Source organism: Nonomuraea sp. NPDC004702 (assembly GCF_053601695.1).
Map to the genome: position 1 here is coordinate 1 of NZ_JBSGCE010000032.1, position 12,942 is coordinate 12,942.

Sequence of the window (12,942 nt, forward strand, 5' to 3'; positions counted from 1 at the left end):
GGCGAAAGAACGCAGGCGAGCAGTCATCAGCAGTCTCCTTGGTGACATCGATCATCAGGGGGGCATGCGCTCGCTTGACTCAGACAAGACATGAACGCCGTAGCCGGGCACAAACGCCATCGGTCGCTACGTGGAGCGCAATGGGGGCGGACCCAGATGGGCCACTCACCCGCCAATAGGTACACACTAACCCAAGAAACGGACAAACACAAACCAAACACCCTAAAACGGGCAAAGATCTACCCCTGAACCGTAAACCCCGGGCAAGCGACGCCAACATGGGCAAAAGCCCAGGTCACTGTCGCGGGGTGTCCGTATGTAAACCCCGGGCAACGCGCGGGCATTCCCGGCCCCCGCGAACGCCATGACCTGGGCATGAGCCGCGCGGCGGTCACGGCCTCCGGTAGTCGGCCGCCACCCCCACCAGCGAGATCAGGCCTGCGGCGAACTCCATCGCCTCGGCGTGCCCCTCCTCGAACGGCGGCTGGAAGCCCACGCCCTCCCACGTCCGCGCCGTCGGGTTCCACAGGTCGGCGCCGACCTCGAAGTCCCAGCCGTAGACGCCGTGGTCGTACCAGAGCTCGTCGGCGGAGTTGCCGGCCGCCGAGTAGAGCACGTCGGTCACCGGCCCGGTCTGCTGGGGCCAGATGACCGTGCCGCGCTCGGCGGCGATGGCCTGCTCGATCGTGCGGGCCGAGCGCATGAAGTACGCCTCCTCCTGGGCGCTCGGCCTGGGCAGCGCCACGCGGCCGTCGAGCTTGTACGCCCCGGGCGGCCACATGAAGTACCCGCCGTAGCTGTGCACGTTCATGGCGAACCGGATGTTGCGGTACGTCTCGGCCAGCCACATCACGTTGCGGCTCTCCGGCTCCGAGTGCTCGGCCGGACCGGCGTACGTGCCGCTCTGGCAGTTGGCCGAGGCGCCGAAGTAGCCGTCCGACAGGGAGCCGACGGCGTAGTTGCGGTTGACGTCCACGCCCCAGGTGTTGCGCTGCGCCGGGTCGGACTGCGCGGCCGGGCAGTGGTTGGTCATGTTCTTCCGCTGGCCGTTGAAGTCGTAGAAGCTGTAGTTCGCGCCGTCGGGGTTGACGGTGGGGACGATGAAGATGTCGGTGCGCTGCAGCAGCCTGCGGGTGGCGGGGTCGCGGGCGTAGTTGCGCAGCAGCCGCTCGGCGGCCTCGACGGTGACCAGCGGCGCCACCCATTCCCTGGCGTGCTCCTGGGCGTAGGCCAGCACGCCGGTGCGCGAGCCGTCACGGTGGACGCCGACGCGCAGCGCCAGCACCCGCATGGGCTTGCGGGAGACGTCGGCGGGCGCCTTGAGCGAGTCGGTGAGCCGGGTGGCGGCGGCCGCCGCCATGACGCCGGCGCCGGGGTCGGTGCGGTAGGCGGCGGCCTTCAGCCCGGTGCCCGGCGCGGCGTTGATCGCGGCGACGACCTGGGCGGCGGTGCTGACCGGCGTGCCGGAGCCGTCGGTGGCCAGGCTCACCGTGACCTGCTTGCGGGCCACGCTCACCTGGAGCGGCCGGTCCGGCGCGCCCGGGGCGGCCAGCTCGACGGACAGGTCGTTGCCGCCCTCGGAGCCGTAGGCGTCGGAGGTGACCACGATCGCGGCGCCGGGCGGCGTGCCGATCAGCGCCTGGGCGTGGCGGCGGTAGCCGTTGGTGAGGTTGGGCAGCGGGATGACGTCGGTGAGCGACGGGTACCGCCGGTGCAGGGCCTGGATGCGCTCGTTGAGCTGGGCGGGCGGCATGTACTGGGTGACGAAGTCCTTCTGGTAGCCCGGCGCCCGGTGGTCGGGACGGTCCCCGTCGGGCCATTCCCGGACGCGGGCCTCGGCCGTGCCGCCGGTCGCCGAGGTGACCGTGACGCGCTGCGGCTCGGCCGGCACCGGGGCGGGGGTGCTGAACTGGTGGCCCAGGTAGGCGCCGGCGTCGACGTACGGGACCATCGCGACCTGGCCGGTGGCGCCGCCGCGGCCCGTCCAGGTGGCGGTGAGGGCCGCCGTCTCGCCCGCGCTGCTGCTGGCCTCGACCGACAGGAAGTACCCGTCGCGGGACTTGTACCAGACGGCCCGTTCGATGACGATCTGGTCCTGCGCGGCGGTGGCGGACGGCGCCTGCCGGGCGGCGGGCGGCGTGCCGGACGCCAGGCCCACGCCGATCGCCCGCAGCTCGGCGAGCTTGCCGGCCGTGAGCACGGCGTCCACCTGGACGCTGCCGTCGGCCTGCGGACGGACCCGCTCGGTCAGGTCGGCGCCGGACGCGACCAGCCGCTCCATCGCGGCCCTGTCGGGCACGGAGAGCGTGACCAGCGACGCCGGCTCGGGATCGGCCGGCCCCGCCACCGCCGGCAGCGACGACGGCCCGGAGGCGAGGAACGTCGAGACGACGATCATCAGAATGACTGCGGACGCCCTCAAGCCACGCATCGGCTCCTCCAGGATCACCGGTATCCCGATCATTGAAAGCCGACTTGACCCGACCGGCAAGACCCAGTTTCACCTTTCTGTGGAGGCGGCGACGTCCCGAATCGCCGTGACGACCAGATCGGGCTGCCGATACTGCACGTAGTGCTCGGAGGTGGCGGCCACCACCACCCGCCCGCGCGTGGACCGGGCGGCCACCCGCCGGGCCTGGTCGAGGGCGCTGCGCGGCCCGCCGGACGGGATGACGACCACGACCGGCGGCCCGCCCGGCCCCTGCGCCGTCCCGGCGACCTCCCGCGCGCTGTCCGGCGCGGCCCACGCCTCGGCCCTGGCCGCGGCCATGGTGCCCGGCCCGTAGACGACGGGGGCGGCGGCGCGCGCCGCCGGGGTGGCGTCGCCGGGCACCAGGAGATCCCCGGCCAGCCGGAGCAGGCCGATCCTGGCCAGCGCCTGGTCGGCGGTGAGCTGGACGGCCAGCAGCGGCCGGGACACCCGCATGGCCGTCACCGCCTCCTCGTCGGTGGCGTCGATCAGCACCAGGCCCGCCGTCACCTCCGGGTACCGGGCGGCGAACAGCCGGACGATCTGGCCGCCGTAGGAGTGCCCGGCCAGGACGTACGGGCCGGGCTCGCCCGCGGCGGCGAGCAGCGCGCGCAGCTCCCCCGCCGCGCGGCCCGCCGTTCGCGGCCCTGGACCCTCCTCGCTCCAGGCGTAGCCGGCCCGGTCGTAGGAGCACACGCGCAGCCCGGCCGACAGCCGCCGCTGGACCACCTCCCAGCTCGCGCTCGACTCGACCAGGCCCGCCTCCAGCACCACCACCGGGCCGCCGGACCCCGTGCAGCGCAGGTGCAGGCGGTGGCCGCCGACGTTCACCAGGCGGCCCGGGGGCGGGTGGCGCGTGGCGTCGCCGCGCCGGGCGGCGGTCTCGTAGCCGAGCCCCGCGCAGGCGGCCATCAGCAGCAGCCCCGCGCACCAGGCGGCCATCCGCCGCGCTCTTGTCATGCCACCGAATCTAGGGAGCCGGCCGCCGGGTTTCCTCGTCCTGGCGGGCGAACGCGGGCTGGGAGCGGGGTCCTGGAGGGCCGTCGTTCAGCGGGAGGAGGCCGCGGAGGGAGGTCCTGGAGGGCCGTCGTTCAGCGGGAGGAGGCCGCGCGGCAGGCCAGCTGGAGGGCCAGGCGTTGCCGCGGGTCGGCGAGGTCGGCCTGGAGCAGGGTCTCGATGCGGCGCACGTTCCTGCTGACGGCGTTGCGGTGCAGGTGCAGCTCCTCGGCGGCGCGGGCGGGCGAGCCGTTGTGGTCGAGGTAGGCGCGCAGGATGGCCAGGAGGTGGGCGGCCCGCTCGCCGCCGAGGTCGAGGATCGGTTGCAGCAGCTCCCTGACGGCGTGCTGGGCGGCGTCGGAGGCGTACCACTCCTCCAGCATCCGGTCGAGGCCGGCCAGGTCGTAGGTGGCCAGCGGCAGGGTGCTGCGGCGCAGGGCCGTACGCGCCTCGGAGGCGGAGGTGCGCAGGCCGACCAGGCCCTGATGGGCGGTGCTGACCCCGCAGCGCAGCTCGGCGCCCGCCGGGCGGACCCGTTCGAGCAGGCGGGCGGCGTCGCGCACGGCCTCGCGCAGTCCCGCCCTGCCCTGGTCGCGCCGCTGGCTGCGGACCACGATCAGCGCGTCGCCGGCGAGCGCGGCGTTCCAGGCGGCGCCGCCCAGCTCGCGGGCCGCGCGCACGGCCCGCGAGGCGGCGGTCTCCAGCAGGGCGTAGCGTTCCTGGCCGCCGTCGGCCGGGCCGTCGGCGGCGGCGTCCGGGGTCTTCGCGGGGTCCTTCGCGGGTTCCAGGCGCAGGACGACGTGCCAGTCGTCGATCGGCAGGCCGAGGGCCCTGGCGCGGGGGGCCAGCTCCTGCGCCTGGTTCTCGGGGGCGACCAGCAGCTCGGTGAGGAGCTGGGCGCGGGACCGTCCGGGCAGCTCGTCGGACGGGCCCGCGGCGGCGGCCAGGGCGGCGACCCTGAGCACGATCCCGGCGGCCCGGTCGAAGTGCGTGCCGGCGGGCCCGCCGGCCTGGGCGGTGAACGCGCCGCCGTCGGCCCGGACGGGACGGCCGAGAGCCGCGCCGGCCGCCTCGGCGATGCGCTCGGGGACGCCGCCCGCCCCCGCCACGGCCTCCGCGGCGCGCGCCGTACGGACCAGCGCCTCGGCGGCGTCGCCCGCGATGGCCCGGTCAAGGGCCACCACCAGCTCCGCCAGGTCGCCGCCGGCGGCCGCCAGCAGCGCGACCCCGCCGCGCTCGGCCAGCGCGGCGGCGCTCCGGTCCACCGCGGCCTCCAGGGCCTCCAGGGCCCGCCCGGCCTCGGCGGTGAGCACGAGTGCCACGGCGCCGGCCGCGGCGGCGTCGCGCAGCGCGACGTCGAGCCGGTAGCCGGCCGCCTGCCGCGAGGCCGCGCCCGTCAGGACCAGCACCGACCCCGGCGGCTGGCCCGCGATCCCGCCCAGGTCCTCCACCAGGCGCACGCCCGAGGCCGCCGCCGGCGCCTCCGGCCCGGCCAGCGGACGCAGCTCTTCCAGCAGGAACATGCCATCAGTGTGCCATCGGCACACGAAGCCCGGCAAAAAGGTGCGGCCGGAACAACCGCCCTCGACCTGCGGCTTCGTAACCTCGACAGCATGGACATCGACACCGGGCTGCTGCCCGCCTTCGCCCGCGGCTGCGCCGTGCTGGGCTCGGGCGGCGGCGGTCCCGTGACCATCGCCCGCGCCGCGGCGCTGCAGGCGCTGGAGGACCACGGGCCGGTACGCGTCGTGCAGCCCGCCGAGCTGGACCCCGAGCTGCTGGTCATGCCCGTGGGCACCGCGGGCTCCTCGGCCGTCATGTCCGAGCGCGTCGGCGGCACCGACGAGCCCGTCTACCTGCGCGACAAGATCGAGGAGCTGTACGGCGCGCCCGTCGGCGCGGTGCTGGCCAGCGAGATCGGCGGCGCCAACGGCTGCCTGGCGGTGGCCTGGGCGGCCCGCGTCGGCCTGCCGCTGGTGGACGCCGACGGGATGAGCCGCGCCTTCCCCCGCATGGACCAGACGGTGATGCAGCTGCGCGGCATCGCGCCCACCCCGGCCGTGCTGTGCGACGAGCGCGGCCGGACCGTCGTCGTCGACCGGGTGACCGGCGGCTGGCTGGAACGGCTGGTACGGGCGTCGCTGGAGGCGTTCGGCGGCCAGGTCGCGACCAGCGAGTACATCATGCGCGGCGACCAGGTGGCCGGCGCCACCGCGCTCGGCTCGGTCACCCGGGCCGTGCGCCTCGGGACGCGGCTGCCCGACCCGCTGGTCACCGGCAAGGTCGCCGAGACGGCCGGGTCGATCCTGGTCGAAGGGCTCGGGTACGACCAGGGGCGGCTGGTGCGCGTCCAGGCGGGCAGCGAGTTCCTGGCCGTCGTCGAGGACGGCGTGCCGCTGGCCGTGGTGCCCGACGTGATCGCGATGCTGGACACGCGCACGGGCGAGGTCGTGCAGGCCGAGCAGGTCCGGTACGGGCTGCGGGTCAGCGTGGTGCGCGTCCCCTGCGACCCGGTCTGGCACACCCCCGAGGGGCTGCGGCTGGCCGGGCCGGCCGCGTTCGGTCTCACCGGCCTTCCCACCCCTCCCCCACCGCAGGCGCCCCCCGTCCCCGCGACGCCGGAAACCCCGGCGGGCACGGCCTTCAGCCCCTCCCCCACCGCGTCCACCGGGTCTTCCAGGCCCCACGGGTCCGCCGAGCGGGAGGCGGGGACGTGAGGGCCGGGGTGGACGTCGGGCCGACCAACACCGACGCGGCCGTCGTCGCCGACGACGGCCGGGTGCTGGCCACCGTCAAGATCGCGTCGATCCCCGGCGACCCGGTGGCCGGCGTGCGCGCCGCGCTGGCCCGCCTGCCGATGGACGGCGAGCCGGCCCAGGTCGCCGTCGGCCTGCGTGGCGCCGCCACCGCCGTGACCAGGCGGTCGGGGTTGCGCAAGGTGGCCGTGCTGCGCATCGCGGGCGTGTCGGCGACCGCGGTGCGCCCGCTGTCCGGCTGGCCGCCCGACCTGCGCGCCGCGGTGAACGCCGGCACCGCCGTCGTGGACGGCGGCGGCGGCCTCGACCGCGAGGACCGCACGCCCCTCGACCGCGACGCCGTGGCCCGCTTCGCCGCGGGCGTGGCCGGCACCGCGCAGGCCGTCGCCGTCGCGGGCCTGTTCTCGCCCCTGGACGGCGAGCAGGAGCGCGAGGCGGCCGAGATCGTCCGGGCGGAGCTGGGCGAGGGCGTGCCGATCGCGCTGTCGGCCGACCTCGGCTCGCTCGGCCTGCTGGAACGCGAGAACGCGACCGTGCTGGACGCCGCCCTGTCGGGGTTCGCGGGCGCGGTCTCCGGCGGGCTGGCCACCGCGCTGGCGGGCCTGTGCCCGGGGGCGGCGGTGTTCGTGACCCGCGGCGACGGCACGCTGATGAGCCTGGAGCACCTGGCCCGCCATCCCGGGCTCAGCCTGGGCAGCGGCCCGGCGAGCGTGCTGCGCGGCGCCGGCGCGCTGACCGGGCTCGGTGACGCGGTGGTCGCCGACGTGGGCGCCACCCGCGTCCGGGTCGGCGTGCTGGCCGGCGGCTATCCGGAGGAGGCCGTGGGCGGCGCGGACATCGGCGGCGTGCCCGTCGGGCTGCGCATCCCCGGGCTGATCAGGGTGCCGCGGCCGGTCGACCCGACCGAGCTGGCCGAGGCCGTGGACCGGGTGCAGCCGGGCGCCGGGCTGCTGCCGCTCGTGGTCGTGGGCGGCGGTGAGCACGCCGTGCCGGAGGGGCTGCATCCCGAGCACGGGCCGGCGGCCGGCGCCATCGGCGCGGCGGTCAGCCCGGTCGGCGGCCAGTACGAGCGCATCGTCCGCCTGCCGGACCGCTCGGCGCTGGCGGCGGCGCTCGAACCGGTCGCGGAGGAGGCCAGGGCGGCGGCCGTCCGCGCCGGGGCCGATCCGCGGCGGGTGCGGGTCATCGGGGTGGAGGAGATCCCGCTCGCCTACCTGCCCGGCCCGTTCGTCCGGCTGCGCGCCCGCGCCGCCGGGCCGCCCTCGCTCCTGTGACCGCCGCTGTGAACAGCCCCGATGCTCTGAGACCAGCCCTGTGACCGCCTGCTCGTGAGCCCCCGCTCGTGAGCCCCCGCCACGACCCCCCGACGCGAAGGAAGACCACCATGACCGACTCCGACTACCCCCTGGAGCGGGTGCCGCAGGCCGCCCGCTACTCCTGGTTCAACGTGGCCGTGCAGCGGTTCGGCCAGCTCTCCGACCTGACGCAGTTCCTGCTGGGCGCCACGCTCGGCGCCGGGCTGTCGTTCTGGGGGGCGTTCTGGGCGTTCACGCTCGGCTCGGTGATCCTGGAGGTGGTGTGCATCTTCGTCGGCATCGCCGGGATGCGCGAGGGCCTGTCCACCTCCATGCTGGCCCGCTGGACCGGCTTCGGCCGGTACGGCTCCACGATCATCGGCGTGATCATCGCTCTGAGCCTGTTCGGCTGGTTCGGCGTGCAGACCGCGGTGTTCGCCTCGGGCCTGCACTCGATCATGTCCTGGCTGCCGCTCTGGGCGTGGGCCATGATCGCCGGCATCGGCGTGACGCTGCTGGTCATCCGCGGGTTCAAGGCGATGGGGATGACGGCGTTCATCACCGTGCCGGCGTTCCTCGGCCTGGCCGGCTGGGCAATGTGGGTGGAAATTTCGCGACATGACCTGGGGTCGCTGGTGGCCTCGCCGCCGTTCGGCGAGCCGATCAGCATCGCGACCGGCGCCACCATCGTGGCCGGCTCCTACATCATCGGCGCGGTGACCACGCCCGACATGACCAGGTTCAACCGCAACACCGGCGACGTCGTCAAGCAGACCCTCGTCGGCATCTCCCTCGGCGAGTACGTGCTCGGCCTGGCCGGCGTGCTGCTGGCCTACGCGGTCAAGTCCTCGGACGTGATCGCGATCATCACGGCCTCCTCCGGCGTGATCGGCGTCATCGTCCTCATCTCGGCCACCGTGAAGATCAACAACTGGAACCTGTACTCCGCCGCGCTCGGCCTGCTCAACGCCGTGGAGTCCACGGTCGGGGTGCGGCTGAACCGGGTCGCCGTCACCATCGGCATCGGCGTCCTGGGCAGCGTGCTGGCCGCCGCCGGGATTTTGGAACGCTTCACCGACTTCCTGCTGATCCTCGGCGTCATCACGCCCCCCGTCGCCGGGATCATGGTCGCCGAGTACTTCGTGGTGCGCCGCTGGCGCCCGGTGCTGGACGCCTCGCGCGCCACCGGCACGCTCCCCGAGACCGAGCCGACGTGGGTGCCCGCCACGCTGGTCATCTGGGCCGCCGCCGCGCTGGTCGGCTGGCTCAGCGACCACTACCAGTGGATCGGCATCCCCGCCCTGAACTCCCTGATCCTCGCGGGCCTGGGCTACGTCGTCGCGGGCCGGCTCGGCCTGGTCCGCGGCACCCGCGAGGTCCCCGTCGAGCGGCCCGCGCTCACCGTCTGAGAGTCGCGCGGCCCCGCGCTCACCGTCCGAGAGTCGCGCGGCCCGCGCTCACCGTCCGAGAAGAGAGTCCTCCTTCATGCGTATCGGCATCGACGTGGGCGGCACCAACACCGACGCCGCCCTCATCGGCGACGACGGCCAGGTGCTGGCCACCGTCAAGTCCCCCACCACCGCGGACGTCACGGGCGGCGTCGCCGCGGCCCTGGCCGGCCTGGGCGCCACCCGGGTGTCCGCGGTGATGATCGGCACCACCCACTTCGTCAACGCCCTGGTGGAGGCCGCCCGGCTGGAGCCGGTCGCGGCCGTCCGGCTCGGCCTGCCCGCCACCGCCGCGCTGCCGCCGCTGGTGGACTGGCCCGACCGCCTGCGCCAGGCGGTCGAGGGCGCGGTCTACCTGTGCCACGGCGGCTGCGAGTACGACGGCGCCCCCATCTCCCCCCTCGACCCGGACGAGCTGCGCGGCGTCGCCGCCGACATCAGGCGGCGCGGCCTGCGCACGGTCGCGATCTCCTCGGTGTTCTCCCCGGTCAGCGACGCCCACGAGCGCGAGGCCGCGCAGATTCTGGCCGCCGAGCTGGGCCCCGAGGTGCACCTGTCGCTGTCCTGCGAGATCGGCCGGGTCGGCCTGCTGGCCAGGGAGAACGCCACGATCGTGAACGCCGCCCTGCGCCCGCTGGCCGGCCGGACCGTGGCCGCCTTCGGCGAGGCGCTGCGGGTGGCCGGGATCGACGCGCCGCTGTTCCTGTCCCAGAACGACGGCACCCTCATGGACGTGGACCAGGCCCGCCGCTACCCGGTGGCCACGTTCGCGTCGGGGCCGACGAACTCGATGCGCGGCGCGGCGTACCTGTCGGGGCTGACCGACTGCGCGGTGGTGGACATCGGCGGCACCACGTCCGACGTGGGCATCCTGGTCGGCGGGTTCCCGCGCGAGGCCGCCGGCGAGGCGCTGGTCGCCGAGGTGCGCACCAACTTCCGCATCCCCGACGTGCTGTCGATCGGCATCGGCGGCGGCTCGCTGGTCGCCGAGGACGGCACCACCGGCCCGCGCAGCGTCGGCTACCGGCTGACCGAGGAGGCGCTGGTGTTCGGCGGCGGCACGCTGACCGCCACCGACCTGGCCGTGGCCGCCGGGCTGGCCGACATCGGCGACCGCGACAGGGTCGCGCACGTCGACCCGCAGCGCCCGCTCAAGCTCATCGCCGAGCGCGTCTCGGAGGCGGTCGACCGCATGCGCACCTCGTCCGCGCCGCTGCCCGTCGTGCTGGTCGGCGGCGGCAGCGTGCTCATCCAGGAGCTGCCCGGCTTCGACGACGTGCGCCGCCCGGCGCACTTCGAGGTGGCCAACGCGGTCGGCGCGGCCATCGCCCAGGTCGGCGGCGAGGTGGACCGGGTCTTCTCCGGCCCCCGCGAGCGCATCCTGGAGGAGGCCAAGAGCGAGGCGATCATCCGCGCCGAGCGCGGCGGCGCCCGCGCGGGCAGCGTGCGGATCGTGGACGTGGAGGAGCTGCCGCTCGCCTACCTGCCCGGCGACGCCACCCGGATCAGGGTGAAGGCCGTCGGCGACCTGGACCTGGAGAAGATCGATGCGTGAGATCGGAATCGACCGGCTGGACGACATGGCGCGCGGCGCCGGGATCCTCGGCACCGGCGGCGGCGGCGACCCGTACGTGGGCAAGCTGCTGGCCCGCGAGGCCATCCGCAGGCACGGTCCCGTGCCGCTGGTGGCCATCGACGAGGTGCCCGCGGACGCGACCGTCGTGGCGGTCTCGGGCATGGGGGCGCCGACCGTGCTGCTGGAGAAGCTGCCGGCGGGCACCGAGGAGCTGACCGCGCTGCGCGCCCTGGAGGCGGTGCTCGGCCGTCCGGCCACGCACATCGTGCCCATCGAGGTCGGCGGCGTGAACTCGATGATCCCGATCGCCGCCGCCGCGCAGGCGGGCCTGCCGATCGTGGACGGCGACGCGATGGGCCGCGCCTTCCCCGAGGCGCAGATGGTGCTGCCGACGCTGATCGGCGTGCCGAACACGCCGATGGCGCTGGCCGACGACAAGGGCAACACGCTGGTGCTGGAGACGGTGTCCAACGTGTGGGCCGAGCGCCTGGCCAGGGCGGCGTGCGTGCAGATGGGCTGCCAGGTCTCCTGCGCCGACACCGTCATGCGCGGCGACCAGCTGCGCGACGGTCTGGTGCCGGCCACGCTGACGCTGGCCGAGGACCTGGGCCGGGCCGTGCGGCTGGCCCGCGCCGGGCACGCCGACCCGGTGGCGGCGGCCCTGGACGTGCTGGGCGGCCTGAAGCTGTTCACCGGCAAGGTCGTGGACGTCGAGCGCCGCACCACCGGCGGCTTCGCCCGCGGCCAGGCCCGTCTGGAGGGCACCGGCACGCTGGAGCTCAGCTTCCAGAACGAGCACCTGCTGGCCCGCCGGGACGGCGAGATCGTGGCCACCACGCCCGACCTGATCTGCGTGCTGGACACCGACTCGGGCGAGCCGGTCACCACCGAGGCCATGCGCTACGGCCTGCGCGTCACGGTCATCGCCGTGCCCTGCGACCCGCGCTGGACCTCGCCGGGCGGCCTGGAACTGGCCGGGCCGCGGTACTTCGGCTACGACTGCGACTACCGGCCGCCGGCCACGACCCCGGCGTAGACCCAGCGGCCGTCCAGCCGGACGAACCTGCTGTGCTCGTCGAGCACGCCCGGCACCCGCCGGTTGACGAAGTGGGCGCGGAACCGCACGGTGCCCTCGGTGTGGACGGGGCTGCCGCCGGTGCTCTCCAGCACCTCCAGCTCCGTCCACGCGACCTTCCTGTCGAGGTCGAGGCGGGCCGGGCGGTCGGCGGGATGCCAGGTGGCCATGAGATAGGCCTCGTCGCCCACGGCGAACGCGCTGAACCTGGACCGCATGAGCGACTCCGCGGTGGGGGCCGACCCCTCACCGCGGTGGTATCTCCCGCAGCAGTCCGCGTAGGACGCGGGCAGACCGCAGGGGCATGGACGAGGAGGCATGCCCCCCATTGTGCCGCCCCCGCGCCGCCTTGCGCTCCGCCCGGTGCGCGCGTGGGGTCAGCCTTGCGCTCCGCCCGCTACCGGCGTGCGGGTCAGAGGCGGGCGGCCAGCTCGGTCAGGGTGGCGCCGAGCGGGGCGTCGAGCAGGAGCGCGGCGTCGGCGTCGGCGCCGGTCGGGCCCTGGTTGACGATGGCGACGGGCAGCCCGAGTTCGGCGGCCCTGGTGACGAAGCGCAGCCCCGACCTGATCGCCAGCGACGACCCCAGCACGAGCAGCGAGCGCGCCCCGCCCACGAGTGCGAAGCACTCCGCCACCCGATCCCTCGGCACGTTCTCGCCGAAGAAGATCACGTCGGGCTTGAGCAGACCGCCGCACGAGACGCAGTCGACCACCTGGAACCCGGCGACCTGGGCGTCGGTGAGGGCGGCGTCGCCGTCGGGGTTGACGCGGCCCTCGGCGGCCCAGCGCGGGTTGGCCGCGCTGAGGCGGCGTTCCAGCTCGGCGCGCGGGGTGCGTTCGCGGCACGACAGGCACACGACGCGGTCGAGGCCGCCGTGCAGCTCGATCACCCGGCGCGCCCCGGCGGCCTGGTGGAGCCCGTCGACGTTCTGGGTGACGATGCCGGCCAGCAGGCCGCGCCGCTCCAGCTCGGCCACCGCGCGATGGCCGGCGTTGGGTGCGGCCCGGCCGATCTGCCGCCAGCCGACGTGGCTGCGCGCCCAGTAGCGCCGGCGCGCCTCGGCGCTGCCGGTGAAGCGCTGGTACGTCATCGGCTCGGCACGCCGGGACCGCCCGGTGGGGCCCCGGTAGTCGGGAATGCCGGACTCGGTGGACAGCCCGGCCCCGCTGAGCACCACGACACCGCCACCGGCCACCAGCTCGGCCAGCGACGCCATCGCCGGCGCCGTCACGGATGCCGTCACGGATGCCGTCACGGGTGCCGTCACAGGTGCCGTCACAGGTGCCGTCACAGGTGCCGTCACAGGTGCCGTCACGGGTGCCGTCG

At 75.2% G+C, this 12,942-nt stretch carries 10 protein-coding genes; 5 read left to right on the top strand and 5 right to left on the bottom strand.

Going from position 1 to position 12,942, the window contains the following annotated elements; translation table 11 throughout:
• Nucleotides 1-391 precede the first annotated feature (391 nt).
• From ACWEJ6_RS32455 to ACWEJ6_RS32465, 3 genes are all read right to left on the bottom strand, one after another.
• Nucleotides 392-2,398: a M14 family zinc carboxypeptidase gene (locus ACWEJ6_RS32455; protein WP_452428747.1), complete on the bottom strand. Its 2,007-nt coding sequence runs from the start codon at nt 2,396-2,398 to the stop codon at nt 392-394.
• Between the two features lie 102 nt (nt 2,399-2,500).
• A complete protein-coding gene (locus tag ACWEJ6_RS32460; RefSeq protein ID WP_452428749.1) occupies nt 2,501-3,430 on the bottom strand; it encodes an alpha/beta fold hydrolase in 930 nt (309 codons plus the stop codon).
• 131 nt (nt 3,431-3,561) lie between these two features.
• Nucleotides 3,562-4,989, bottom strand: a complete 1,428-nt coding sequence (locus ACWEJ6_RS32465; RefSeq protein WP_452428751.1) for a PucR family transcriptional regulator — start codon at nt 4,987-4,989, stop codon at nt 3,562-3,564.
• Between the two features lie 90 nt (nt 4,990-5,079).
• Between ACWEJ6_RS32465 and ACWEJ6_RS32470 the strand changes: the two genes are divergently transcribed.
• The 5 genes from ACWEJ6_RS32470 to ACWEJ6_RS32490 all read left to right on the top strand — a co-directional run bounded on the left by ACWEJ6_RS32470 (nt 5,080) and on the right by ACWEJ6_RS32490 (nt 11,577).
• Nucleotides 5,080-6,183 (top strand): DUF917 domain-containing protein, encoded by a 1,104-nt coding sequence (locus tag ACWEJ6_RS32470; RefSeq protein WP_452428753.1) that lies wholly within the window; start codon nt 5,080-5,082, stop codon nt 6,181-6,183.
• On the top strand, nt 6,180-7,496 hold the full coding sequence (locus ACWEJ6_RS32475; RefSeq protein ID WP_452428755.1) for a hydantoinase/oxoprolinase N-terminal domain-containing protein: 1,317 nt from the start codon (nt 6,180-6,182) through the stop codon (nt 7,494-7,496). The genes ACWEJ6_RS32470 and ACWEJ6_RS32475 overlap by 4 nt, the downstream gene beginning before the upstream one ends.
• A 110-nt stretch (nt 7,497-7,606) precedes the next feature.
• Nucleotides 7,607-8,926 carry a purine-cytosine permease family protein gene (locus ACWEJ6_RS32480; RefSeq protein ID WP_352329663.1) on the top strand — a complete coding sequence of 440 codons (1,320 nt, stop codon included), beginning with the start codon at nt 7,607-7,609 and terminating at the stop codon, nt 8,924-8,926.
• Between the two features lie 76 nt (nt 8,927-9,002).
• The gene (locus ACWEJ6_RS32485; protein WP_358300037.1) at nt 9,003-10,520 is read left to right on the top strand and encodes a hydantoinase/oxoprolinase family protein; all 1,518 of its coding nucleotides are present in this window, start codon (nt 9,003-9,005) and stop codon (nt 10,518-10,520) included.
• On the top strand, nt 10,513-11,577 hold the full coding sequence (locus ACWEJ6_RS32490; RefSeq protein WP_358300040.1) for a DUF917 domain-containing protein: 1,065 nt from the start codon (nt 10,513-10,515) through the stop codon (nt 11,575-11,577). The genes ACWEJ6_RS32485 and ACWEJ6_RS32490 overlap by 8 nt, the downstream gene beginning before the upstream one ends.
• Here ACWEJ6_RS32490 and ACWEJ6_RS32495 read toward each other — a convergent pair.
• Together ACWEJ6_RS32495 and ACWEJ6_RS32500 are read right to left on the bottom strand one after the other, a co-directional pair.
• Nucleotides 11,547-11,834, bottom strand: coding sequence for a YchJ family protein (locus tag ACWEJ6_RS32495; protein WP_358300042.1), 288 nt, complete (start codon nt 11,832-11,834; stop codon nt 11,547-11,549). The genes ACWEJ6_RS32490 and ACWEJ6_RS32495 overlap by 31 nt on opposite strands.
• Before the next feature lie 194 nt (nt 11,835-12,028).
• Nucleotides 12,029-12,832, bottom strand: a complete 804-nt coding sequence (locus ACWEJ6_RS32500) for an NAD-dependent protein deacetylase (RefSeq protein ID WP_397159002.1) — start codon at nt 12,830-12,832, stop codon at nt 12,029-12,031.
• Nucleotides 12,833-12,942 lie beyond the last annotated feature (110 nt).